The sequence below is a fragment of the Erwinia sp. TECH1 genome (genome assembly GCF_054057575.1).
In genome coordinates, this window is sequence record NZ_JBSRZK010000001.1 from 1 (window position 1) to 24,479 (window position 24,479).

Below are 24,479 nucleotides of genomic sequence, written 5' to 3' on the forward strand. Positions count from 1 at the left end.
CTTGATGCCTGGCAGTTCCCTACTCTCGCATGGGGAGGCCCCACACTACCATCGGCGCTACGGCGTTTCACTTCTGAGTTCGGCATGGGGTCAGGTGGGACCACCGCGCTAAAGCCGCCAGGCAAATTCTGTTTCCCACGCCGCCCTGAGGCCGCGCGGGTTTATCCGTGAACAGGCTGAAAATTGTCTGCGTCTCTCAGACGCCCGCCAGAACGCTTCTGGCGTTGTAAGGTTAAGCCTCACGGGTCATTAGTACCGGTTAGCTCAACGCATCGCTGCGCTTACACACCCGGCCTATCAACGTCGTCGTCTTCAACGTCCCTTCAGGTGGCTTAAAGCCACAGGGAGAACTCATCTCGAGGCAAGTTTCGCGCTTAGATGCTTTCAGCGCTTATCTTTTCCGCACTTAGCTACCGGGCAGTGCCATTGGCATGACAACCCGAACACCAGCGGTGCGTTCACTCCGGTCCTCTCGTACTAGGAGCAACCCCTCTCAATTCTCCAGCGCCCACGGCAGATAGGGACCGAACTGTCTCACGACGTTCTAAACCCAGCTCGCGTACCACTTTAAACGGCGAACAGCCGTACCCTTGGGACCTACTTCAGCCCCAGGATGTGATGAGCCGACATCGAGGTGCCAAACACCGCCGTCGATATGAACTCTTGGGCGGTATCAGCCTGTTATCCCCGGAGTACCTTTTATCCGTTGAGCGATGGCCCTTCCATACAGAACCACCGGATCACTATGACCTGCTTTCGCACCTGCTCGAGCCGTCACTCTCGCAGTCAAGCCAGCTTATGCCATTGCACTAACCTCACGATGTCCGACCGTGATTAGCTGACCTTCGTGCTCCTCCGTTACTCTTTGGGAGGAGACCGCCCCAGTCAAACTACCCACCAGACACTGTCCGCACCCCGGATTACGGGGCCACGTTAGAACACCAGCCATTAAAGGGTGGTATTTCAAGGACGGCTCCACGCGGACTGGCGTCCACGCTTCGAAGCCTCCCACCTATCCTGCACATCAAGGACCAGTGTTCAGTGTCAAGCTGTAGTAAAGGTTCACGGGGTCTTTCCGTCTTGCCGCGGGTACACTGCATCTTCACAGCGATTTCAATTTCACTGAGTCTCGGGTGGAGACAGCCTGGCCATCATTACGCCATTCGTGCAGGTCGGAACTTACCCGACAAGGAATTTCGCTACCTTAGGACCGTTATAGTTACGGCCGCCGTTTACCGGGGCTTCGATCAAGAGCTTCTCCTTGCGGATAACCCCATCAATTAACCTTCCGGCACCGGGCAGGCGTCACACCGTATACGTCCACTTTCGTGTTTGCACAGTGCTGTGTTTTTAATAAACAGTTGCAGCCAGCTGGTATCTTCGACTGGCCTCGGCTCGGGGAGCAAGTCCCTCCACCTACGCGCCAGCGTGCCTTCTCCCGAAGTTACGGCACCATTTTGCCTAGTTCCTTCACCCGAGTTCTCTCAAGCGCCTTGGTATTCTCTACCTGACCACCTGTGTCGGTTTGGGGTACGATTCCGTGTTACCTGGAGCTTAGAGGCTTTTCCTGGAAGCAGGGCATCTGTTGCTTCAGCACCGTAGTGCCTCGTCGTCACGCCTCAGCCTTGAAGTGTTCCGGATTTGCCTGGAACACAAGCCTACACGCTTAAACCGGGACAACCGTCGCCCGGCCAACATAGCCTTCTCCGTCCCCCCTTCGCAGTAACACCGAGTACAGGAATATTAACCTGTTTCCCATCGACTACGCCTTTCGGCCTCGCCTTAGGGGTCGACTCACCCTGCCCCGATTAACGTTGGACAGGAACCCTTGGTCTTCCGGCGAGCGGGCTTTTCACCCGCTTTATCGTTACTTATGTCAGCATTCGCACTTCTGATACCTCCAGCAGACCTCACAGTCCACCTTCGACGGCTTACAGAACGCTCCCCTACCCAACAACGCATTCGCGTCGCTGCCGCAGCTTCGGTGCATGGTTTAGCCCCGTTACATCTTCCGCGCAGGCCGACTCGACCAGTGAGCTATTACGCTTTCTTTAAATGATGGCTGCTTCTAAGCCAACATCCTGGCTGTCTGTGCCTTCCCACATCGTTTCCCACTTAACCATGACTTTGGGACCTTAGCTGGCGGTCTGGGTTGTTTCCCTCTTCACGACGGACGTTAGCACCCGCCGTGTGTCTCCCGTGATAACATTCTTCGGTATTCGCAGTTTGCATCGGGTTGGTAAGCCGGGATGGCCCCCTAGCCGAAACAGTGCTCTACCCCCGAAGATGAGTTCACGAGGCGCTACCTAAATAGCTTTCGGGGAGAACCAGCTATCTCCCGGTTTGATTGGCCTTTCACCCCCAGCCACAGGTCATCCGCTAATTTTTCAACATTAGTCGGTTCGGTCCTCCAGTTAGTGTTACCCAACCTTCAACCTGCCCATGGCTAGATCACCGGGTTTCGGGTCTATACCCTGCAACTTAACGCCCAGTTAAGACTCGGTTTCCCTGCGGCTCCCCTATACGGTTAACCTTGCTACAGAATATAAGTCGCTGACCCATTATACAAAAGGTACGCAGTCACCCCCATAAAGAAGGCTCCCACTGCTTGTACGTACACGGTTTCAGGTTCTGTTTCACTCCCCTCGCCGGGGTTCTTTTCGCCTTTCCCTCACGGTACTGGTTCACTATCGGTCAGTCAGGAGTATTTAGCCTTGGAGGATGGTCCCCCCATCTTCAGACAGGATATCACGTGTCCCGCCCTACTCTTCGAACCCACAATAAGCATGCCTTTGTGTACGGGAGTATCACCCTGTACCCTGCGACTTTCCAGACGCTTCCACTGACACACAAACTGATGATGGTTCCGGGCTGTTCCCCGTTCGCTCGCCGCTACTGGGGGAATCTCGGTTGATTTCTTTTCCTCTGGGTACTTAGATGTTTCAGTTCCCCAGGTTCGCCTTGCAGCACTATGTATTCATGCTGCAATGATGCACAAGTGCACCGGGTTTCCCCATTCGGGTATCGTCGGTTATTGCGGTTCATATCACCTTACCGACGCTTATCGCAGATTAGCACGCCCTTCATCGCCTCTGACTGCCAGGGCATCCACCGTGTACGCTTAGTCACTTAACCTCACAACCCACAAGCGTCCCGAAAGACGGTTGTCAGCTGCAAGCATTTGAGAGACTCGAACATATCGTTAATTTCATTCTTATTACGGAGAATGAAAACGACATGTCGTTTCAATTTTCAGCTTGTTCCGGATTGTTAAAGAGCAAATATCTCAAACGTGACTGTGAAGTCAGTTTTGAGATACTTCGTGGAGACACCTTTCACCTGTCACCAAGCAAGTGGCGTCCCCTAGGGGATTCGAACCCCTGTTGCCGCCGTGAAAGGGCGGAGTCCTAACCGCTAGACGAAGGGGACACTGTCGTGTCGGCTTCGCAGCCGTCTTGCTCTAACGTTTCTATCAGACAATCTGTGTGAGCACTGCGCACGAAGGTATCTTCAGGTAAGGAGGTGATCCAACCGCAGGTTCCCCTACGGTTACCTTGTTACGACTTCACCCCAGTCATGAATCACAAAGTGGTAAGCGCCCTCCCGAAGGTTAAGCTACCTACTTCTTTTGCAACCCACTCCCATGGTGTGACGGGCGGTGTGTACAAGGCCCGGGAACGTATTCACCGTGGCATTCTGATCCACGATTACTAGCGATTCCGACTTCACGGAGTCGAGTTGCAGACTCCGATCCGGACTACGACGCACTTTATGAGGTCCGCTTGCTCTCGCGAGTTCGCTTCTCTTTGTATGCGCCATTGTAGCACGTGTGTAGCCCTGGCCGTAAGGGCCATGATGACTTGACGTCATCCCCACCTTCCTCCGGTTTATCACCGGCAGTCTCCTTTGAGTTCCCGACCGAATCGCTGGCAACAAAGGATAAGGGTTGCGCTCGTTGCGGGACTTAACCCAACATTTCACAACACGAGCTGACGACAGCCATGCAGCACCTGTCTCACGGTTCCCGAAGGCACTAAGGCATCTCTGCCGAATTCCGTGGATGTCAAGGCCAGGTAAGGTTCTTCGCGTTGCATCGAATTAAACCACATGCTCCACCGCTTGTGCGGGCCCCCGTCAATTCATTTGAGTTTTAACCTTGCGGCCGTACTCCCCAGGCGGTCGACTTAACGCGTTAGCTCCGGAAGCCACTCCTCAAGGGAACAGCCTCCAAGTCGACATCGTTTACGGCGTGGACTACCAGGGTATCTAATCCTGTTTGCTCCCCACGCTTTCGCACCTGAGCGTCAGTCTTTGTCCAGGGGGCCGCCTTCGCCACCGGTATTCCTCCAGATCTCTACGCATTTCACCGCTACACCTGGAATTCTACCCCCCTCTACAAGACTCTAGCCTGCCAGTTTCAAATGCAGTTCCCAGGTTAAGCCCGGGGATTTCACATCTGACTTGACAGACCGCCTGCGTGCGCTTTACGCCCAGTAATTCCGATTAACGCTTGCACCCTCCGTATTACCGCGGCTGCTGGCACGGAGTTAGCCGGTGCTTCTTCTGCGGGTAACGTCAATCGACGCGGTTATTAACCGCATCGCCTTCCTCCCCGCTGAAAGTACTTTACAACCCGAAGGCCTTCTTCATACACGCGGCATGGCTGCATCAGGCTTGCGCCCATTGTGCAATATTCCCCACTGCTGCCTCCCGTAGGAGTCTGGACCGTGTCTCAGTTCCAGTGTGGCTGGTCATCCTCTCAGACCAGCTAGGGATCGTCGCCTAGGTGAGCCGTTACCCCACCTACTAGCTAATCCCATCTGGGCACATCCGATGGCGTGAGGCCCGAAGGTCCCCCACTTTGGTCCGAAGACGTTATGCGGTATTAGCTACCGTTTCCAGTAGTTATCCCCCTCCATCGGGCAGTTTCCCAGACATTACTCACCCGTCCGCCACTCGTCACCCAAGAAGCAAGCTTCTCTGTGCTACCGTTCGACTTGCATGTGTTAGGCCTGCCGCCAGCGTTCAATCTGAGCCATGATCAAACTCTTCAATTAAAAGTTCGATTTGCTGCAACAAGTGCAGCGATGCTCAAGTGTAAAACGTCATAATGAATTTCATTATGTGTTCACTCTTAAGACTTGATATTTTTTTGCGTCCGGAGACGCTTGATATCAATCCTGCGAGTGCCCACACAGATTGTCTGATAAATTGTTAAAGAGCGTTGCGGCCAGTGCTTTCGCTTCCTGCCGCGAGGTGGCGTATATTACGCTTTCCTCCTTCAGAGTCAACCACTTTTTCAGAAGTTTTCTCCGGCGATTCAGCTTCCTGAACCTTCTGACCCGGTGACCGTCAGGCCGTTGTTCCGTGTCAGTGGAGGCGCATTATAGGGAGTTTCTGACGGCTGACAACCCCTATTTTTAAAAAATTTTCCGACCGTTGTTTTTTTATGCAAAGCCGGGCTAAAGCGCCAGTTTTTCGAGCTTTTCGAAGCCATAACGCCGTAAAACGGGCATTAATTGTACTGCCTGCTCCGTCATTGCCAGACAAAAGGCCAGATTACTTTCTTCGGAGAAGACTTTTGGCGACTCATTTTCCAGCAGCCAGACGGTGCGACGCGCGATAGCCGCGCCGGAGTCGATTAATCGCGTCCCTTCAGGCAATACCTGTTGCAGTTCATCCGCCAATAAAGGGAAGTGCGTGCAGCCGAGCACCACCGTATCGGGCGGTTCTTTCATCCGCAGCCAGGGTTGCAGGATCTGTCTTACCTGCTCCAGCGGCACCTCTTTACCCTGCAGCTTGGCTTCCGCCAGCTCCACCAGCTCTGCGGAACCCAGCATTTCCGTTTTGCATTCACCGGCGAAGCGCTTAACCAGCTCATGGGTATAAGGACGCTTTACCGTCCCTCGCGTCGCCAGCAGGCCGACTACGCCGTTACGCGTTAAGCGCGCAGCGGGTTTAATTGCCGGCACCACGCCGACGACAGGAAAACTGAAACGTTCGCGCAGGGAGGGAAGCGTAACGGTGCTGGCCGAGTTACAGGCGATAACTACCAGCGACAGCGGATACAGACGCGTAACGGCGGTCACGATTTCAAGCACGCGTTCAACAATAAAAGCTTCGCTTTTTTCACCGTAGGGGAAGGCAACGTTATCAAAGGTGTAGATATAGTGCAGATCCGGCAGCAGCTGCCGGATCTCTTCGCAGACGGAAAGCCCACCGACGCCGGAATCAAACACCAGCACGGTGGGTCGCGGATTAGAAGGTGTAGCTGCCGCTGAGGTAATACTCCCTTCCTGGAGTTTGATAGCCATAAACTGTCTCGTAATCTTTATCAAACAGGTTGGCTATTCTACCACGAACGGTCAGCCGGGATGTGACCGGATACGAAACCGCGAGATCCCATAAGCTGACGCCGCCAAGCTTCACAATTTTGCCGCTGACATCCTGTGAATACTCTTTATCGTAGCGCTGGCCCAGATATTGATAGCTGAGCGACCAGTCGAAGGCATACAGGGTGTAATCAAGCTGATACTTCACCTGCTGTTTGGCGCGACGCAAGAGGATTTCGTTGGTTTCACCGTTACGCGCATCCGTATAGTCATAGGAAAGCGTGTGGCTGACGGGGCCGGTATCAAACGACGCCGTGGTTTCCACGCCTTTAATCGTGGCTTTATTCACGTTGTAGTAGCTGCTGGTTACGTTGCTGTAGTCGATCAGACTATCGATATCGTTGCGATAGCCCGACACGTGCCAGGTAACCGGGCCGGTCAGGCCTTCGAAGCCCCCTTCCCACTGCTTGCTTTGCTCCGGATCGAGATCGCTGTTGCCGCCAAAGGAGCCGTAAAGCTGGCCGATGGTTGGCGCCTTAAAGGCCGTTCCATAGCTGGCGATAACGCGATAGCCTTCTGCGAACTCCCATGCGCCGCTGGTTTGCCAGGTGTTATGCCAGCCAAACTCGGCATGATCGTCGCCGCGCACCGCGCCTTCCAGCGTCAGTGAACCGAACGCCTGCTGGGCTGTTGCATAAAGGCCGGTATTTGTTACTTCGTGGCTGTCGGTAACGTAGGCCGTGCCGGGCTCGATGGTTTGCTTCTGCCAGTCGACGCCGCCGCTAACGCTGCCGTTGCCTACCACAATGTTATTGCCCCATTGCAGATTGTACTGCTGCGAGTCGTCTAACGTAGCGGATCCGTCATACCGTCCCAGGCCTGGGCTGTAGTTGTAATCTTTAGAGTGGCTATAGCTGGCGACAAGCTGAGAAGAGTAAAGCCCGTTATTGAAGCGCAGGCCGCCATCCCACGTCTGGCTGTAAAGCTGACGCGTATCGACATAGGTATCCGGCTTAACATAGGTAGAGTAGCCATCGTAGGCCGTGCGGTTGTCGTAGCCGTAGCCGCGCACGAAACCGCTGAACTCGTCATTGATCTGCTGTTCAATCGCGCCGTAAAGCGTTTTGCTCATAAAGCCATCGCGATCTTTCTGCCGCTCGTTGCCTGAAGCATCCGGATAGTTCGCCACCACATCATACCCTTTGGTATAGGTATAGTTACCCGCCAGGGTCACACGCGTGTTTTCCCCCAGCATCTGTTGCGTGGCGCCGTCATAAGCCTGATAGCCGTTTGAACCGACTCCGGCCGTTAAGGTCGTGCCCGGTTTTTCCCGCCCGGTAATAATGTTAACCACGCCGCCAATCGCATCAGAGCCATAAACGGCCGAGCGCGCGCCGCGCACGTATTCAATACGCTGCACCAGCGAGATCGGGATTTGGCTGAGGTCGGAAGAGCCGCTGATGCCGGCCTGATTCAGGCGAATGCCGTCAATCAGCACCAGCACGTGGCTGGAGTTGGTGCCGCGAATAAACAGCGAGGTTTGCTGCCCCAGCCCACCGTTGCGCGCGATATCCACGCCCGGCAGCCGACGCATCACATCGGCAACGCTTTTCGACTGCCAGCGATCTATCTCCTCGCGCGTGACGACCGTGGTGGGCGCAAGCACGGAGGAAACGGGTTGTGCAAAACGGTTTGCGGTGGTGACCAACGTGCTGTCGGCATCCTGCGCAAAGCCATATTGCGCCCAGAGGGAAAGTGCCGTAGTGCTGAAGGCGAACAGCTTCGGTTTCGTTATCATGGTGTCAGAGCATCCGGTAGATCATGCAGATGCCGCAGGCATACGAGAAAGAACGCGCTCGTAGGAGTTGCGACGTAATCACCGGCAGGTCTTCGGGCTCGGAATCATGAAACGGTGCAGACTTCCCATCCAAAGACAGTGTCAGGCACCCACGACGACATTCCATACCGCTGCGCGTCAGCTCCAGCTTTGCACTGGATTCCCTTTTAACTTATTGAAAGGCCGGCAGCGCATTTTATGGTTAACCCATACAGAATTCCAGACGCCCGCGCATCCAAACGATGCCAGCACCGGACAACGCTGGACATTACGCGGCGGATGCCTACAATCGCAGGGCTTTTAAGGCCCTTAACCCAGGAATGACCATGACTCCCGAACAGCTGCCGATCGAACACTACGATGCCCAACTGGAAGAGAAAGTAGCCCGTCTGCAAACGCTGATGGTTCCTTTTACCGCACAGGATGTCGAAGTTTTCCGTTCGCCAGTCAGCCACTACCGTATGCGCGCTGAGTTCCGGATCTGGCACGACGGCGACGACCTCTACCATATTATTTTTGACCAGCAGACGCGCCAGCGTATCCGCGTCGACAGCTTTCCGGCGGCCAGTGAACTGATCAATCAGCTGATGCCTCGCCTGATTGACGCCGTGCGCGATAAGCCGGTGCTGCGCCATAAGCTGTTCCAGATTGATTATCTCTCCACGCTGAGCAAGCAGATTGTGGTTTCCATGCTTTACCATCGCGCGCTGACGGATGAATGGCAGCAGGCGGCCACGGCGCTGCGTGACGAGCTGCGTGCGGAAGGCTTCGATCTGCATCTGATTGGCCGCGCCACTAAAACCAAAATCTGCCTGGATCGGGATTTTGTGGACGAGCGTTTACCGGTAGCCGGAAAAGAGCTGATCTATCGTCAGGTAGAGAACAGCTTTACCCAGCCGAACGCGGCGATGAACATTAAAATGCTGGAGTGGGCGCTGGACGTGACAAAAGACGCCAGCGGCGATTTGCTGGAACTCTACTGCGGCAACGGCAACTTCTCTTTAGCGCTGGCACGCAATTTCCGTCGCGTGCTGGCTACGGAGATCGCCAAACCGTCGGTCGCTTCCGCCCAGTACAATATTGCCGTCAACAATATTGAAAACGTGCAGATTATCCGCATGGCGGCAGAAGAGTTTACCCAGGCGATGAACGGCACGCGCCAGTTTAACCGTCTGGAAGGCATCGATCTCAGCAGCTACGAGTGCGAGACTATCTTTGTCGATCCGCCGCGTAGCGGGCTGGATGAAGAGACGGTAAAAATGGTGCAGGCTTACCCGCGCATCCTTTATATCTCCTGCAACCCGCAGACGCTGTGCGACAATCTGGCTACGCTTTCCGCCACCCATGACGTTGAACGGCTGGCGCTGTTTGACCAGTTCCCCTATACCCATCATATGGAGTGCGGCGTTCTGCTGACGCGGCGCTAAACGCAAAAGAGCGATGCCAGGCATCGCTCTTTTTATTGCACCGTCGGGCGTTAGCCGCCTCTGCGCGCCCGCAGCTTCAGGCCAATCCAGAAAATTAGCGCAACCATCAAAATAGTCTGCACGAAGTTAGAACCGATTTCAGGATATTCCGCGCGGACGATAGCGCTGTAAACCAGGATGCCGAGCAGGAAAAACGCAGCGGCGAGAGAAGGCATGCCGTCCGGCATCGCGCGGTTAAGATAGCGCTGATGCAGGCACCAGGCGGAAAGGCCCAGCGCGATAAGCGGGAAAACGGAAAACGGCACTATCGAACTGAACAGCACCGAAAACGAGCCGTTAATGGATAGCCCGGTCAGAAAGGCCAGCAGCAGCGTACCCTTGTCCCGGCCAGTCGCTAAACTCATCTCACTCTCCTAATCATGGGCGCCTGGCGACACCGCCAGCCGCTCCTGTTCGCGTCGATACCAGTAGTAAGCGCCTTTAGAGATCATCCGTAGCTGCAACACCAGCCGCTCTTCCAGCTGGCGTCGCTGCGCCACGTCGATATCCAGCGCCTCGGCCCCGGCGTTAAAGACAATAATAACCATCGCCTCCGCCTGCGCTTCGGTAAAGCTGCGCGGCATACGATTTTCAACTTCAAGATAGTCCGCCAGCTCGGCGATAAAATGCTGGATTTCACGGGCTACCGCGGCGCGAAACGCGGCCGACGTGCCGGAGCGTTCACGCAACAGCAGGCGGAAAGCGTTGGGATTATTGCCGATGAATTCCATAAATGTGGACACCGAGGTGCGGATGACGCTGCCGCCTTTAGCGATACGCTGACGCGCCTGGCGCATCAGCTGGCGTAGCATCAGGCCGCTCTCATCCACCATTGTCAGCCCAAGCTCGTCAACATCGCGAAAATGACGATAAAAGGAAGTCGGCGCGATGCCCGCTTCCCTGGCGACTTCCCGCAGGCTCAGGCTGGCAAAACTCCGCTCGGCACTCAGTTGGCTGAATGCCGCTTCGATCAGCGAACGCCGTGTCCGTTCTTTTTGCTGCGCTCTGACGCCCATGTTTGTGCCTGTTTTGCCTGCCAGATTTGCACTATATCAAACTTTTCAGCGTACAGCGGTATCAACTTTGTGTACGCCTGTTAACCTTCCGCTTTGTCAATAAATGGCAAATTGAACAGTTAAAATTGGGAACCCGCTCACGAGATGTTAGAATAAAGTTGAAAATTTGTATAAGAATATAGGACGTATTGGTATGCAACAGTCTTATGATTACGACGCCATCGTGATTGGTTCCGGTCCTGGCGGCGAAGGCGCGGCGATGGGCCTGGTTAAACAGGGCGCGCGCATTGCCGTTATCGAGCGTTATCACAATATCGGCGGCGGTTGTACCCATTGGGGAACCATTCCATCAAAAGCACTCCGCCACGCCGTCAGCCGCATTATCGAATTTAACCAGAATCCGCTTTACAGCGATCACACCCGCCTGCTGCGCTCTTCTTTTGCTGACATTCTGAACCATACGGAAAACGTTATCAGTCAGCAAACGCGGATGCGTCAGGGCTTTTACGAGCGCAACCGCTGCGAACTGTATCAGGGCGACGCCCGTTTCGTTGACGCCAACACTATCGAAATCGTTACGCACGACGGCAGCGTGGAAAGACTGACCGCTGAGAAATTTGTTATCGCCTGCGGCTCGCGTCCTTATCATCCGGTAGACGTGGACTTTACCCATCCGCGCATTTACGACAGCGATTCCATTCTTAATCTGCATCATGAACCTGGCCACGTGATTATTTATGGCGCGGGCGTGATCGGCTGCGAATATGCTTCTATCTTCCGTGGACTGAACGTAAAAGTTGATTTAATCAACACGCGCGATCATCTGCTGGCGTTTCTCGATCAGGAAATCTCAGATTCGCTTTCCTACCATTTCTGGAACAGCGGCGTGGTTATCCGCCATAACGAAGAGTTCGAGAAAATCGAAGGCGTCAGCGACGGCGTGATCATGCATCTGAAGTCCGGCAAAAAAGTGAAGGCCGACTGCCTGCTGTACGCCAACGGCCGTACCGGGAATACCGATGCGCTGGGGCTGGAAAACGTCGGGCTGGAGGCGGACGGCCGTGGCCTGCTGAAGGTCAACAGCATGTATCAGACCGCCCAGCCGCATATTTATGCCGTAGGCGATGTGATCGGCTATCCAAGCCTGGCTTCTGCCGCTTACGATCAGGGCCGCATTGCCGCTCAGGCGCTGATGAAAGGCGAAGCGAACGCGCACCTGATTGAGGATATCCCAACCGGTATTTATACCATTCCGGAAATCAGTTCGGTGGGCAAAACGGAGCAGCAACTGACGGCGATGAAGGTGCCTTACGAAGTGGGTCGGGCGCAGTTTAAGCATCTGGCGCGCGCGCAGATTGTGGGGATGAACGTTGGCAGCCTGAAGATCCTTTTCCACCGTGAAACCAAAGAGATCCTGGGGATCCACTGCTTTGGCGAACGCGCTGCCGAGATCATTCATATCGGCCAGGCCATCATGGAGCAGAAAAACGGCGGCAACACGATTGAATACTTCGTGAATACCACCTTTAACTATCCCACCATGGCCGAAGCCTACCGCGTGGCCGCGCTGAACGGGTTAAACCGCCTGTTTTAACGCGCTGTTCATATAGCCCTGCATATGGGTGCGGATCGCCTCTGCCAGCTGCTCATAGCGGCCGCGCAGCGGCGAGCCTGGCCGGTACACCAGCGCGATGGTGCGCTGCGGTTCCGGCTTGTAGCACGGCAGATAGCAAACGCCGTCGCGCACGCGCTCTTTCGGCACCGCCAGCGCGGGCAGCAGCGTGATGCCGCTGCCTGCCGCCACCATATTACGCAGCGTTTCCAGGCTGGTGGCGCGGAAATGCGTGTCTTCGTCTGCCCCGGCCTGAAAGCAAAAGCCCATTGCCTGATCGCGCAGGCAGTGGCCGTCTTCCAGCATCAGCAGCTTCTCGCCAGACAGATCCGACATCGGTACGCGATCGCGGTCGTGCCACGGATGATCCTGATAGATCGCCAGCTTCATCGGCTCATCAAACAGCGGCACCTCGATAAAGGCTTCTGACTCTTTCACCAGGGCCAGGATCGCGCAGTCGAGCTTGCCGCTGTCCAGCTGCGCCAGCAGCTGCTGCGTTTGCGCCTCGTGCAGATACATCTCCAGCTTGGGAAAGGTTTTGTGCAGCGTCGGGATAATCTGCGGCAGCAGATAAGGTCCCACGGTCGGGATCAGCCCGATATGCAGCGGTCCGGACATCGCCTCGCCCTGCTGGCTGGCCATCTCTTTCAGCACCTTGACCTCGCGCAGCACGGTGCGCGCCTGGTCGACCAGCAACAGGCCAGCCTGAGTGAAAAGCACTTTACGGCTGGTGCGTTCTAACAGCATAACGCCCAGTTCATCTTCCAGCTTGCGGATCTGACCGCTGAGCGTAGGTTGACTGACGTGGCAGGAATCAGCTGCCCGTCGGAAATGCCGATGTTCAGCCAACGCTACCAGATACTCAAGATCGCGAATATTCATCTTTTCCTCCGAGCCACGATAGTTCATGGCGATAGATAGAATAGCAATCAACGATTAGCCCTATCAAGCCCGGATGATAATAATGTCACCCGTTCGAGAGATGAGTCACTTTTACCCCTAATCAAGAGGTAGTTTATGTTTGCAAGTCAGGAAGGTAAGTCAGTCCCGCAGGTCACTTTTCATACGCGTCAGGGCGACAGCTGGGTAGACGTCACGACTGATGAGCTGTTTAAAGACAAAACTGTCATCGTGTTCTCTTTGCCAGGCGCGTTTACGCCAACCTGTTCATCGAGCCATCTGCCACGCTATAACGAGCTGTCAGACGTTTTCAAAAAACATGGCGTGGACAATATTCTGTGTGTATCGGTCAATGACACCTTCGTTATGAACGCATGGAAAGCCGATCAGCACGCTAACAACATTACCTTTATCCCGGATGGCAACGGCGATTTTACTCGCGGCATGGAAATGCTGGTCGAGAAAGCGGATCTGGGCTTTGGCCCGCGCTCATGGCGCTACTCCATGCTGGTTCGCAACGGCGTGGTAGAGAAAATGTTTGTTGAGCCAAACAAGCCGGGCGACCCGTTTGAAGTGTCTGATGCCGACACCATGCTGCGCTATCTGGCACCGGAATTTAAGGTGCAGGAGTCCGTGTCCCTGTTCACCAAGCCGGGCTGCCCGTTCTGCGCTAAAGCCAAGCAGATGCTGTTGGATCGCGGTATTCAGTACGAAGAAATCGTGCTGGGCCAGGATGCCACCACCGTCAGCCTGCGCGCTGTAACCGGCCGTGCGACCGTTCCTCAGGTCTTTATCGGCGGACGCCACATCGGCGGCAGCGACGATCTGGAACAGTTCTTTTTAGCCTAAGAATTAAGAAGGCGAGCCATCGCCCGCCCTCTTATGTGCCTAAAATAAAAATATAAGTCGAAATTAGTTGGCGGGCCTGATGCCCGCCTTTTTTTTGCTTACGCCAGGCGATTTTTCGCGTCGGTAATCGCAAGCGACACCTGATGCGGCGAAACGCCACCCTTCGCATTACGCTTGTCCAGACAGGATTGCAGCGACAGGATTGGATAGACGTCTTCACCAATCACCTTGCTGTACTGTTGCAGCTCTTCCAGCCTTAGCGCTTCCAGCGCCACGCCTTTGCCAATTGCCGCCACAACGACTTCGCCCACGATATGATGCGCTTCGCGGAACGGGACGCCTTTAGCTACCAGATAGTCAGCCAGCTCGGTCGCATTGGCGTAGCCCTGCTCTGCCGCTTCCTGGCAGCGCGGACGCTTCACCTGAATGCCGTCCAGCACCAGCGCGGCCATATGCAGACAGTCGGACCAGGTGTCCAGCGCGTCGAACAGGCCTTCTTTGTCTTCCTGCATATCTTTGTTGTAGGCCAGCGGCAGGCCTTTCAGCGTCATCATCATGCCGGTCAGCGCGCCCTGCACGCGGCCGCACTTGCCGCGGATCAGCTCCAGCGCGTCCGGGTTTTTCTTCTGCGGCATCAGCGAAGAGCCGGAGGTAACCTTATCGGACAGCTCGACAAAGCCTGACTCGCCAGTATTGAAGAAAATCAGATCTTCGGCGAAGCGGGAAAGATGCACCATGCCGATAGAGGCGTCGGAAAGCAGCTCCAGCACGTGATCGCGGTCGGAAACGGTGTCCAGGCTGTTGCGCGTGGCGGAGGCAAAGCCCAGCCAGCCGGCCAGCTGCTCGCGGTCGATCTCGTAAGCCGTGCCGGCCAGCGCGCCGCAGCCCAGCGGGCTGACGTCCAGACGCTTCAGCGTATCCTGCAGGCGGCTTTCATCCCGCGCCAGCATCTCGACATAAGCCAGGCACCAGTGCGCAAAGGTCACCGGCTGCGCGCGCTGCAAATGGGTGTAGCCGGGCATGACCGCGTCCTGGTTCGCTTCTGCCGTGGCCACCAGCGCCTGCTGTAGCTGACGCGTGGCGATCAGCAGCTCGCCGATCTGCGCTTTGCACCAGAGCTTCAGATCGGTGGCGACCTGATCGTTACGGCTGCGGCCGGTATGCAGCTTTTTGCCGAGCGCGCCGACTTTCTCAATCAGCCTGCCTTCAACATAGCTGTGAATATCTTCCGCATCGCTTTCCAGGATCTGCTGCGGATTAGCGCGTACTTCCTCAAGCAGCACGTTCAGCGCGGTTTCCAGCTGCTGCTGCTCTTCTGTAGTCAGAACATTGACCGTCACCAGCGCTTTGGACCAGGCTACGGACCCGACAATGTCCTGCTCTGCCAGACGATAGTCAAAGCGCAGCGAGTCATTAAACAGTTTGAAACGTTGATCTGCTGCCTGAGTAAACCGTCCACCCCAAAGTGCCATGTCAGTGCTCCCTTAAATTCGTTGAGTTTTCTTTAAAAGGCGGCCTGCGCCGCCTTATTTCGCCAGGCTAAATACCGGCTTACTTTTTCTCGTTCAGCGCACGAATGCGTGAAGAGAGCGAGAACAGACGGATAAAGCCGCCCGCGTGACGATGGTCGTACACTTCATCTTCGCCGAAGGTCGCAAACTCTTCTGAATAGAGGCTGTTAGCGGATTTTTTCTGGATCGCCGTAACCTGACCTTTATAAAGTTGCAGCACCACTTCGCCGTTGACTTCTTCCGCCAGCGATTCGGCAGCGGCCTGAATGGATTTACGCAGCGGCGCGAACCAGCGGCCGTCGTAAACCACGTAGGACATCTCGTGGCCCAGCTGTTCGCGCCATTTGAAGCTGTCGCGATCCAGCACCAGCTGCTCAACCGCACGCAGCGCGTTGACCATAATGGTGCCGCCAGGGGTTTCGTAGCAGCCGCGAGACTTGATGCCCACCAGACGGTTTTCGACGATATCGATACGGCCCACGCCGTGTTTCGCGCCGATAACGTTCAGTTTTTCCAGGCAGCCGAACGGGCTTAGCGCTTCGCCGTTTACGGCAACCACGCGGCCTTTCTCCACGGATACCGTCACCTGCTCAGGCTGGTCCGGCGCTTCCAGCGGATCGACAGTCCAGACCCAGCAGTCTTTGTTTGGCGCATTCCACGGGCTTTCCAGCACGCCGCCTTCGGTAGAGATATGCCAGGCGTTTTCATCACGGCTGTAGATTTTTTCCAGCGACGCGGTGGTCGGGATGTTGCGCTCTTTCAGATAGTCGAGCAGCGCCTCACGGGAACGCAGGTTCCACTCGCGCCATGGCGCAACCACTTTCAGCTGTGGGGCCAGCGCGGTGTAGGTGGTTTCGAAACGCACCTGGTCGTTGCCTTTACCGGTTGCGCCGTGGCACAGCGCATCCGCGCCGACTTTCAGCGCCAGCTCAACCTGCGCTTTGGCGATAATAGGGCGCGCCATCGACGTGCCCAGCAGATAAGTACCTTCATACAGCGCGCCGGTTTGCAGCACGGGATAGACGTAATCGCTGATGAATTCTTCACGCAGATCCACTACGTGGCATTCGGAAGCGCCGGACTGCAACGCTTTCTGCTCAACGCCTTCCAGATCGCCACGCTCCTGGCCGATATCGGCCACGAAGGCGACCACTTCACAGCCGCCGTAGTTCTCTTTCAGCCACGGAATAATCGCGGAGGTATCCAGACCGCCAGAGTAAGCCAGAACGATTTTTTTGATGCTTTTATCTTGCATTGTCATTTCCTTGAACCGGTTAAGCGAGGATCCGGGTGCCAATCGACACGCCGTTAAATAGGGTTGGTAGCTGTTCGGCATGACGCCAGCTGGCGATATCGACCGGACGGCCCAGCGTGCGGGCGGCATCCAGCGCGGCGTTGACTTTAACAATCATGCCGTCGGTAATGATGCCCTGGGCGATCAGCTGTTCCGCCAGCGCCGTCGTCATCTCTTCGATGCGCTGGCCTTTGCCGTCCAGAATGCCGCTGACGTCGGAGAGCAGCACCAGATCGGCACCCAGCGTCGAGGCCAGCGCGGTGGCGGCCTGGTCGGCGTTGACGTTCATCAGCTTGCCGTCTTCGGTGATGCCGATAGAGCTGATCACCGGCAGGTAGCCTGCTTCCAGCAGCGTAGTAATGAGTTTGGGATTGCCCGGCGTCGCCTGGCCCACGTGGCCCAGCTCTTCATCAAAAGCCGCCACGTTGACGCTGCCACCGTCGCCCAGGCACAGGCCAACGGCATCAATACCGTGTTTTTTCGACCAGGCCAGCAGCGTTTTATTGGCGGTGCCCGCCAGCGCGCCGGTAATGATGTCGATCTGATCGGCTGGCGTGACGCGCAGGCCGTTTTTCTTTTTCACCGGCAGCGCCAGCTTCTTCATCAGCTCGTCGACCAGGCAGCCGCCGCCGTGAACGATCAGCAGCGGGCGCTGATGGGTTTCGCGGTACGCCACCAGTGCGTCAAACAGGCGCGCCAGCGCCTCTTCGCTATCCAGCAACACGCCGCCGAGTTTAATAATTAAAGGATTGGTCATGGGCTTTCTCACTGATTAAATAAGCGACTGCGTTTCCGGGAAGCCGAAACGAATATTCATACACTGCACCGCCTGCGACGACGCGCCTTTCAGCAGGTTATCTTCCGCTGAGACGATAATCGCGTGCTCGCCCTGCACGGCAAAGCCGATATCGCAGAACGGCAGGCCGACCACGCCTTTGATCGACGGCACGCCTTTATCATAGACACGCACCAGCGGCTTATCGTGATAGGCGTTATGGAACGCTTCCGCCACGTCTTCACGCGTTACGCCCGCCTTCAGCCGACAGGTGGTGGTGGCCAGGATGCCGCGCGGGAAGTTGCCCAGGTGCGGCGTGAAGATCACCGGCACGCCAAGATGCGCGGCGATTTCCGGCTGGTGACGATGGGTGAAAATGCCATAAGGCTGCAGGCTGACCTCGCAGAAACTGGTGGTCACGGACGCTTTGCGTCCTGCGCCGCTGACGCCGCTGGTGGCGTTGATCACCGGCCACTGCGCTTCGTTCAGCAGATCCGCCGCAATCAGTGGCTTCAGCGCCAGCTGCGCGGCGGTCGGATAGCAGCCCGGCACGGCAATCAGCTGCGCTTCTTTTAGCTGGCTCTGCTGCCATTCGGCCAGGCCATACACGGCCTTTGCCAGCCACGCTTTATGCTGATGCGGGAAGCCGTAATAGTCGGTGAAGAAGCTCTCTTCGTTGACGCGGAACGCGGCTGACAGATCGAACACCACGCAGCCGGCGGCCAGGAATTCAGGCGCCAGGTCATGACTGACTTCGTGCGCCGTCGCCAGAAACACCACGTCCACTTTGTCGGCGAACTCTGCCGCGCTTGTCAGCGGCTGCAGCGGCATGTCCAGGATGCCTTTCAGCTGCGGATGCAGATCGGAAAGCAATTTTCCGGCGTCAGGGCTTTGCGCTGATACCGCTAAAGCGGTTATGTTCACCTGAGGGTGACGGTTCAGGTAGGTCGCAAGCTCTACGCCAGCATAGCCACTGGCACCAACAATCAGCGTATTTAACATCGGACACCTTATAACGGTCTCGGGTTTCGGGTGACGGCTTCATGCCGTATTCCCACGCGGTTAGCGCCGGTTATGCAGGAAATCTGGTTTCCATCCCCACGCCATTAATGTATTTTTATTCACTATTAATGCATGAATATTGATACTATCCTAACGCAAGGACTGTCAACAGTGAAGACAAAATTACCGCCTTTTATTGAGCTTTACCGTGAGTTGATCGCCACGCCGTCCATCAGCGCCACCGACAGCGCGATGGATCAGAGTAATGAAGCTTTAATCAGTTTGCTGGCAGGCTGGTTCCGCGATATTGGCTTTGAGGTGGAAGTGCAGCCGGTTCCCGGCACGCGCCATAAATTTAATATGCTGGCCCGTACCGGCAGCGGCGCTGGCGGCCTGTTGTTGGCTGGTCACAGCGACACCGTGCCGTTCGACGATGGTCGCTGGACGCGCGATCCCTTTGCGTTAACCGAACACGATAACAAGCTGTATGGCCTGGGCACCGCCGATATGAAAGGCTTCTTCGCCTTTATCCTTGATGCGCTGCGCGATGTTGACGTGAAAAAGCTGGCGAAACCGCTCTACGTGCTGGCGACCGCCGATGAAGAAACCACGATGGCGGGCGCGAAATATTTCTCTGAAAACGCCACAGTGCGGCCCGACTGCGCCATTATCGGCGAGCCTACCTCGCTACAGCCGGTACGGGCGCACAAAGGCCATATGTCGAACGTGATCCGCATTGAAGGCCAGTCGGGCCATTCCAGCGATCCTTCACGCGGGGTCAACGCCATTGAGCTGATGCATGAGTCCATCACGCAGCTGATGGCGCTGCGCGACACGCTGAAAACGCGCTATCGTCACGACGGTTTTGCCATTCCTTATCCCACCATGAACTTTGGCCATATCAGCGGCGGCGATGCGGCAAATCGCATTTGCGCCTGCTGCGATCTGCATATGGATCTGCGGCCGCTGCCGGGCCTGACGCTGAACGAGCTGGAAGGCTTGATTAACGAGGCGCTGGCGCCCGTCAGCGAACGCTGGCCGGGCCGCGTCAACGTCAGCCAGCTGCATCCGCCGATCCCCGGCTATGAATGTCCGGCCGATCATCGGCTGGTCAAAGTGGTGGAAAAGCTGTTGGGCACGGAAACCAGCATCGTGAACTACTGCACCGAAGCGCCGTTTATTCAGGAACTGTGCCCGACGCTGGTGTTAGGGCCAGGTTCGATTAACCAGGCGCACCAGCCGGATGAATATCTTGATACCGCTTTTATTAAACCTACCCGCGAATTGATTACGCAGGTCGTACAGCATTTTTGCAATCACTGAGTGAAAAGCGGGGCATTTAGCCAGTAAAACGGCCTTTTACCCCGGCTTTATCATTTGTTTCTCGATAAGAATAACTTATCTCGCTGCGTCGCTGTTAAATTTCTTAAATTACCGCAAGTTAGCGACAGGTTTGCACACGTTTAAGTCAATTGACGGATGGACGGGAACGTGGCTAGATAAAAGGCAATGTTATACCGGCGACGGTAGAGAGTGATAAAAATAACGGTCAGGGGTCATATGAACGAACAATATTCCGCAATGCGAAGTAATGTCAGTATGCTCGGCAAACTGCTCGGGGATACGATTAAGGATGCGCTTGGCGAGAACATCCTGGATCGGGTGGAAACCATCCGTAAGCTCTCCAAGTCTTCCCGCGCGGGAAACGACGCCCACCGTAAAGAGCTGCTTACCACGCTGCAAAATTTATCCAATGACGAACTGCTGCCGGTGGCGCGCGCCTTCAGCCAGTTTCTGAACCTGACCAACGTCGCCGAGCAGTACCACACCATATCGCCCAAGGGCGAAGGCGCCAATCACCAGGAGCTGCTGGCGAAAACCTTCGAGCGCCTGAAGCAGCAGCCCAACCTGACGGAAGCCAAAATTCGCGAGGCTATCGAATCGCTTTCTCTGGAGCTGGTGCTGACCGCACACCCGACGGAGATCACCCGCCGCACGCTGATCCACAAGCTGGTCGAGGTCAACAGCTGTCTGAAACAGCTGGATCACAACGATCTTTCCGACTACGACCGATCGCAGATTATGCGTCGTTTGCGCCAGCTGGTTGCGCAGGCCTGGCATACCGATGAAATCCGTAAATATCGCCCGACGCCGGTCGATGAAGCCAAGTGGGGCTTCGCGGTGGTGGAAAACAGCCTGTGGGAAGGCGTCCCGGCCTTTCTGCGCGAGCTGTACGAGCAGGTAGAGGCGTCGTTTGGCGTTAAGCTGCCGGTAGATTTTGTGCCGGTGACCTTTACCTCCTGGATGGGCGGCGACCGCGACGGCAACCCGAACGTGACGGCTAAAATCACCCGCCACGTGCTGCAGCTAAGCCGCTGGAAAGCCACCGATTTGTTCCTGCGCGATATCGCCGTGCTGGTTTCCGAGCTGTCGATGTCGGAGTGTACGCCGGAAGTCCGCGAGCTGTGCGGCAACCCGGAGGCGCTGGAGCCTTACCGCGAAATCATGAAAAACCTGCGCGCCCAGCTGCTGGCGACCCAGGCGTATCTGGAGCGCCGCCTGAAGGGCGAGCGGCCTGCGCGTCCCGATAACCTGCTGATTGCCAACGAACAGCTTTGGGATCCGCTCTACGCCTGCTACCAGTCGTTGCAGGCCTGCGGTATGGGGATTATCGCCAACGGCCAGCTGCTGGACACGCTGCGCCGCATCAAGTGCTTCGGCGTGCCGTTGGTGCGCATCGATCTGCGTCAGGAGAGCACGCGCCACACCGACGCTATTGCAGAAGTCACCCGCTATTTAGGCCTGGGCGACTACGCCAGCTGGTCGGAAGCCGATAAACAGGCGTTTCTGATCAGCGAGCTGAGTTCCAAACGCCCGCTGCTGCCGCGTCAGTGGGAGCCGAGCGCCGAGACGCAGGAGGTGCTGGATACCTGCCGCGTGGCGGCGGAAGTGCCGAAAGGTTCCATTGCCGCTTACGTGATCTCAATGGCGAAAACGCCTTCCGACGTGCTGGCGGTGCATCTGCTGCTTAAAGAGGCGGGCATTCCTTTCGCCATGCCGGTGGCGCCGCTGTTTGAAACCCTGGACGACCTGAACAACGCCAACGACGTGATGCGTCAGCTGCTGGATATCGGCTGGTATCGCGGCTTTATCCAGGGCAAGCAGATGGTGATGATTGGCTACTCCGATTCGGCAAAAGACGCGGGCGTGATGGCCGCCAGCTGGGCCCAGTATCAGGCCCAGGATGCGCTGATTAAAACCTGCGAAAAAGCCGGTATCGCGCTGACGCTGTTCCACGGACGCGGCGGCACCATCGGCCGTGGCGGCGCGCCGGCCCACGCGGCGCTGCTTTCCCAGCCGCCGGGCAGCCTGAAAGGCGGCCTGCGCGTGACCGAGCAGGGCGAAATGATCCGCTTTAAATACGGCCTGCCGGAAGTCACCATCAGCAGCCTGACGCTTTACACCGGCGCCATCCTTGAAGCCAACCTGCTGCCGCCGCCGGAACCGGAAGCGGCCTGGTGCGGCATTATGGATCAGCTTTCCGCCGACTCCTGCGAGATGTATCGCGGCTACGTGCGTGAAAACGCCGACTTCGTGCCCTATTTCCGGTCGGCCACGCCGGAACAGGAGCTGGGCAAACTGCCGCTGGGCTCCCGTCCGGCCAAGCGGCGCCCCAGTGGCGGCGTCGAGTCGCTGCGCGCGATACCGTGGATCTTCGCCTGGACGCAGAACCGCCTGATGCTGCCTGCCTGGCTGGGCGCGGGCGCGGCGCTGCAAAAAGCGATGCAGGCGGGTCATCAGGATCAGCTGGAGGCGATGTGCCGCAACTGGCCGTTCTTCTCCACCCGTCTGGGGATGCTGGAAATGGTATTTTCCAAAGCCGATCTCTGGCTGGCGGAATATTACGATCAGCGGCTGGTGGACCAGACGCTGTGGCCGCTGGGCAGGCAGCTGCGCGACCAGCTGAATTCCGATATCAAAGCGGTGCTGACCATCGCCAACGATGCGCATTTGATGGCCGACCAGCCGTGGATTGCCGAATCCATCGCGCTGCGTAACGTTTATACCGATCCGCTGAACGTACTGCAGGCCGAGCTGCTGCACCGCTCCCGCCTGCAGGAAACCAATGGTGAAGAGCCGGATCCGCGCGTTGAGCAGGCGCTGATGGTGACAATAGCCGGCGTCGCGGCGGGCATGCGTAATACGGGCTAGCGGTACAGGGCGTTCATATCTGCCGGATATGAACGCCTTTATGGTTTAATGGGCGACCACGCGCACCAGAAGTTGACGACCCTGACGCCATACTTATTGACCTCTTCCACCACTTCCATTCTGTCCATGCCTCTTTCGCAATGTTCAGCCAGCCAGGCCCTGCTGCTGCAAAACTGTATCCAGCGGTTAAGGTGACGATCCTTAAGCCACAGCCCCATTTCGCAACGGCCCGATTTGCCCCGGCTCGGGCCGGGAAAAGAGACGTCATACTCCGTGAGATATTGACTGCTTTGATGGGGAAGATAGCGAACCAGAGCGGAGGGCAGCTGCAACGAGAACACGCCGATCATAAAAGCGCTACAGATAAAAAGTTTAGGGAGCTGCCGCAGCGTCAGGCGATGGTGAAAAAAGATGACGGCCACTAAGGTAATGACTAAGGCGGCGCCTACGCCGACTTCGCCAGCTATCCAGAAAACGCTATCTGGATCGGCCAGATAGACGTTGCGCGAAAGAGCAGACCAGTACGCCATCGCCACCAAAGGCACTACGGTAAAAAAGGCCATCAGTAAACAGCCTTTTATCCCCAGCCGCTTTATTTCCCTGATAATGTTTTGCATGGGTTCTTCATGATTCCTGCCCTGGAAAACAGGTATCATAAAAAAAATGCCGCCTCGCGTAAACGAAGCCGCAGCTGGCTTTTACTTATCAGGCCGGCACGGCAACCGCCGGGCGCACGCCCAGCGTGTGGCAAATGGCGTAGCTCATCTCCGCACGGTTCAGCGTATAGAAATGGAAATCTTTCACGCCTTCGCGGCTGAGGATTTTTACCATATCCATCGCCACGTTGGCGCCCACCATTTTGCGGGTTTCCGGGTCGTCATCCAGCCCGGCGAACATGCTGGTCATCCAGCCCGGCACGCGCACGTTGGTCAGCGTGGCAAAACGCTGCAGCTGTTTGAAGTTGGAAACCGGCAGAATGCCGGGCACGATTTCCACGTCGATCCCGGCGGTTACGCAGCGGTCGCGAAAGCGCAGATAGCTTTCCACATCGAAAAAGAACTGGGTGATAGCCCGGTTTGCGCCCGCATCAATTTTGCGCTTCAGGTTGATCAAATCCGCCTGCGCGCTTTTGGCTTCCGGATGCACCTCGGGATAGGCGGCAACGGAGATATCAAAATCGCCCACTTCCTTTAACAGCGCCACCAGATCCGCGCCGTACATTTCCGGCTTGCCGCCGCCCGGCGGTAAATCCCCGCGCAGCGCCACGATATGACGGATGCCGCTGTCCCAGTAATCCTGAGCGATAGCGCGCAGCTCGCTGCGGCTGGCGTCAATGCAGGTTAAATGCGGCGCGGCTTCCAGCCCGGTGCGATCCTTAATACCTTTGATGATGCTGTGGGTACGGTCACGCTCGCCGGAGTTCGCGCCGTAAGTAACCGAAACAAATTTCGGTTTCAGGCTGCCGAGACGATCGATAGAGCGCCACAAAGTCTGTTCCATTTCGCTGCTGCGCGGCGGAAAGAACTCAAACGAGACGTTAATCTGCCCGTTCAGTTCGGCCAGACTCTGGTTCAGTGCTTCGCGCTGGTTGGCGTGGAAAAAACTCATGGCTTACCTCATCGATCGCGGAAGAAAACGGCCCACGTTGAACTTCTATACGTTTAGACGTCCAG

The 24,479-nt window shown here is 56.5% G+C and carries 16 protein-coding genes, 1 tRNA gene, 3 rRNA genes and 1 riboswitch; of the genes, 5 read left to right on the forward strand and 15 right to left on the reverse strand.

Going from position 1 to position 24,479, the window contains the following annotated elements; genetic code table 11:
- Positions 1–6 precede the first annotated feature (6 nt).
- The 6 genes from rrf to btuB all read right to left on the reverse strand — a co-directional run bounded on the left by rrf (position 7) and on the right by btuB (position 8,130).
- Positions 7–122 (reverse strand): 5S ribosomal RNA (gene rrf / locus ACVWZ0_RS00005).
- Positions 123–228: 106 nt separating this feature from the next.
- Positions 229–3,135, reverse strand: a 23S ribosomal RNA gene (locus ACVWZ0_RS00010).
- Positions 3,136–3,354: 219 nt separating this feature from the next.
- Positions 3,355–3,429: transfer RNA gene (locus ACVWZ0_RS00015), tRNA-Glu, on the reverse strand.
- A gap of 86 nt (positions 3,430–3,515) precedes the next feature.
- Positions 3,516–5,057 (reverse strand): 16S ribosomal RNA (locus ACVWZ0_RS00020).
- Together the 16S, 23S and 5S rRNA genes with 1 tRNA gene alongside form the textbook arrangement of a ribosomal RNA operon.
- Before the next feature lie 405 nt (positions 5,058–5,462).
- Positions 5,463–6,314 (reverse strand): glutamate racemase, encoded by an 852-nt coding sequence (gene murI, locus ACVWZ0_RS00025; RefSeq protein ID WP_253457155.1) that lies wholly within the window; start codon positions 6,312–6,314, stop codon positions 5,463–5,465.
- Positions 6,259–8,130 carry a TonB-dependent vitamin B12 receptor BtuB gene (btuB, locus tag ACVWZ0_RS00030; RefSeq protein WP_253457152.1) on the reverse strand — a complete coding sequence of 624 codons (1,872 nt, stop codon included), beginning with the start codon at positions 8,128–8,130 and terminating at the stop codon, positions 6,259–6,261. The genes murI and btuB overlap by 56 nt, the downstream gene beginning before the upstream one ends.
- A 66-nt stretch (positions 8,131–8,196) precedes the next feature.
- Positions 8,197–8,369: riboswitch (cobalamin riboswitch) on the reverse strand.
- Between the two features lie 126 nt (positions 8,370–8,495).
- On the opposite strand from btuB, the gene trmA reads away from it, so the two are divergent.
- Positions 8,496–9,596, forward strand: a complete 1,101-nt coding sequence (gene trmA, locus ACVWZ0_RS00035; protein WP_253457149.1) for a tRNA (uridine(54)-C5)-methyltransferase TrmA — start codon at positions 8,496–8,498, stop codon at positions 9,594–9,596.
- 50 nt (positions 9,597–9,646) lie between these two features.
- On the opposite strand, the gene ACVWZ0_RS00040 is transcribed toward trmA, so the two are convergent.
- Both ACVWZ0_RS00040 and fabR read right to left on the reverse strand, forming a co-directional pair.
- On the reverse strand, positions 9,647–10,000 hold the full coding sequence (locus tag ACVWZ0_RS00040) for a YijD family membrane protein (RefSeq protein WP_253457144.1): 354 nt from the start codon (positions 9,998–10,000) through the stop codon (positions 9,647–9,649).
- Positions 10,001–10,009: 9 nt separating this feature from the next.
- Positions 10,010–10,651 carry an HTH-type transcriptional repressor FabR gene (gene fabR / locus ACVWZ0_RS00045; RefSeq protein ID WP_253457141.1) on the reverse strand — a complete coding sequence of 214 codons (642 nt, stop codon included), beginning with the start codon at positions 10,649–10,651 and terminating at the stop codon, positions 10,010–10,012.
- A 193-nt stretch (positions 10,652–10,844) separates the two neighbouring features.
- On the opposite strand from fabR, the gene sthA reads away from it, so the two are divergent.
- Complete coding sequence (sthA, locus tag ACVWZ0_RS00050; RefSeq protein WP_253457139.1) at positions 10,845–12,245, forward strand: Si-specific NAD(P)(+) transhydrogenase; 1,401 nt, start codon at positions 10,845–10,847, stop codon at positions 12,243–12,245.
- On the opposite strand, the gene oxyR is transcribed toward sthA, so the two are convergent.
- Complete coding sequence (oxyR, locus tag ACVWZ0_RS00055) at positions 12,228–13,145, reverse strand: DNA-binding transcriptional regulator OxyR (RefSeq protein WP_253457136.1); 918 nt, start codon at positions 13,143–13,145, stop codon at positions 12,228–12,230. The two genes, sthA and oxyR, sit on opposite strands and share 18 nt — an antisense overlap.
- Positions 13,146–13,280: 135 nt before the next feature.
- Here oxyR and ACVWZ0_RS00060 point away from each other — a divergent pair, with 135 nt between their 5' ends.
- Positions 13,281–14,012: a glutathione peroxidase gene (locus tag ACVWZ0_RS00060; protein ID WP_125290556.1), complete on the forward strand. Its 732-nt coding sequence runs from the start codon at positions 13,281–13,283 to the stop codon at positions 14,010–14,012.
- Between the two features lie 98 nt (positions 14,013–14,110).
- Here the strand turns inward: ACVWZ0_RS00060 and argH are convergent, their stop codons facing one another.
- The 4 genes from argH to argC form a co-directional block, all read right to left on the reverse strand.
- Positions 14,111–15,484, reverse strand: a complete 1,374-nt coding sequence (gene argH / locus ACVWZ0_RS00065; RefSeq protein ID WP_253457133.1) for an argininosuccinate lyase — start codon at positions 15,482–15,484, stop codon at positions 14,111–14,113.
- 79 nt (positions 15,485–15,563) lie between these two features.
- The gene (locus ACVWZ0_RS00070; RefSeq protein WP_125290558.1) at positions 15,564–16,778 is read right to left on the reverse strand and encodes an argininosuccinate synthase; all 1,215 of its coding nucleotides are present in this window, start codon (positions 16,776–16,778) and stop codon (positions 15,564–15,566) included.
- 19 nt (positions 16,779–16,797) lie between these two features.
- Positions 16,798–17,574 carry an acetylglutamate kinase gene (argB, locus tag ACVWZ0_RS00075; protein ID WP_253457130.1) on the reverse strand — a complete coding sequence of 259 codons (777 nt, stop codon included), beginning with the start codon at positions 17,572–17,574 and terminating at the stop codon, positions 16,798–16,800.
- A 15-nt stretch (positions 17,575–17,589) separates the two neighbouring features.
- Entirely contained in the window at positions 17,590–18,594 is a 1,005-nt protein-coding gene (argC, locus tag ACVWZ0_RS00080; protein WP_253457127.1) for an N-acetyl-gamma-glutamyl-phosphate reductase, read from the reverse strand.
- Positions 18,595–18,765: 171 nt separating this feature from the next.
- Here argC and argE point away from each other — a divergent pair, with 171 nt between their 5' ends.
- Positions 18,766–19,917 (forward strand): acetylornithine deacetylase, encoded by a 1,152-nt coding sequence (argE, locus tag ACVWZ0_RS00085; protein WP_253457124.1) that lies wholly within the window; start codon positions 18,766–18,768, stop codon positions 19,915–19,917.
- A 237-nt stretch (positions 19,918–20,154) separates the two neighbouring features.
- The gene (gene ppc / locus ACVWZ0_RS00090; RefSeq protein ID WP_253457121.1) at positions 20,155–22,806 is read left to right on the forward strand and encodes a phosphoenolpyruvate carboxylase; all 2,652 of its coding nucleotides are present in this window, start codon (positions 20,155–20,157) and stop codon (positions 22,804–22,806) included.
- A 38-nt stretch (positions 22,807–22,844) separates the two neighbouring features.
- On the opposite strand, the gene ACVWZ0_RS00095 is transcribed toward ppc, so the two are convergent.
- Together ACVWZ0_RS00095 and metF are read right to left on the reverse strand one after the other, a co-directional pair.
- Positions 22,845–23,423, reverse strand: a complete 579-nt coding sequence (locus ACVWZ0_RS00095) for a hypothetical protein (protein WP_253457119.1) — start codon at positions 23,421–23,423, stop codon at positions 22,845–22,847.
- An 88-nt stretch (positions 23,424–23,511) separates the two neighbouring features.
- Positions 23,512–24,414 (reverse strand): methylenetetrahydrofolate reductase, encoded by a 903-nt coding sequence (gene metF, locus ACVWZ0_RS00100; protein ID WP_253457115.1) that lies wholly within the window; start codon positions 24,412–24,414, stop codon positions 23,512–23,514.
- Positions 24,415–24,479: the final 65 nt, after the last annotated feature.

Coding starts and splice junctions, on each gene's coding strand:
- btuB (WP_253457152.1), bottom strand. CDS start 8,130: ATGATAACGAAACCGAAGCTGTTCGCCTTCAGCACTACGGCACTTTCC.
- ppc (WP_253457121.1), top strand. CDS start 20,155: ATGAACGAACAATATTCCGCAATGCGAAGTAATGTCAGTATGCTCGGC.
- sthA (WP_253457139.1), top strand. CDS start 10,845: ATGCAACAGTCTTATGATTACGACGCCATCGTGATTGGTTCCGGTCCT.
- ACVWZ0_RS00040 (WP_253457144.1), bottom strand. CDS start 10,000: ATGAGTTTAGCGACTGGCCGGGACAAGGGTACGCTGCTGCTGGCCTTT.
- ACVWZ0_RS00070 (WP_125290558.1), bottom strand. CDS start 16,778: ATGCAAGATAAAAGCATCAAAAAAATCGTTCTGGCTTACTCTGGCGGT.
- argH (WP_253457133.1), bottom strand. CDS start 15,484: ATGGCACTTTGGGGTGGACGGTTTACTCAGGCAGCAGATCAACGTTTC.
- argB (WP_253457130.1), bottom strand. CDS start 17,574: ATGACCAATCCTTTAATTATTAAACTCGGCGGCGTGTTGCTGGATAGC.
- fabR (WP_253457141.1), bottom strand. CDS start 10,651: ATGGGCGTCAGAGCGCAGCAAAAAGAACGGACACGGCGTTCGCTGATC.
- argC (WP_253457127.1), bottom strand. CDS start 18,594: ATGTTAAATACGCTGATTGTTGGTGCCAGTGGCTATGCTGGCGTAGAG.
- trmA (WP_253457149.1), top strand. CDS start 8,496: ATGACTCCCGAACAGCTGCCGATCGAACACTACGATGCCCAACTGGAA.
- ACVWZ0_RS00060 (WP_125290556.1), top strand. CDS start 13,281: ATGTTTGCAAGTCAGGAAGGTAAGTCAGTCCCGCAGGTCACTTTTCAT.
- murI (WP_253457155.1), bottom strand. CDS start 6,314: ATGGCTATCAAACTCCAGGAAGGGAGTATTACCTCAGCGGCAGCTACA.
- ACVWZ0_RS00095 (WP_253457119.1), bottom strand. CDS start 23,423: ATGCAAAACATTATCAGGGAAATAAAGCGGCTGGGGATAAAAGGCTGT.
- oxyR (WP_253457136.1), bottom strand. CDS start 13,145: ATGAATATTCGCGATCTTGAGTATCTGGTAGCGTTGGCTGAACATCGG.
- metF (WP_253457115.1), bottom strand. CDS start 24,414: ATGAGTTTTTTCCACGCCAACCAGCGCGAAGCACTGAACCAGAGTCTG.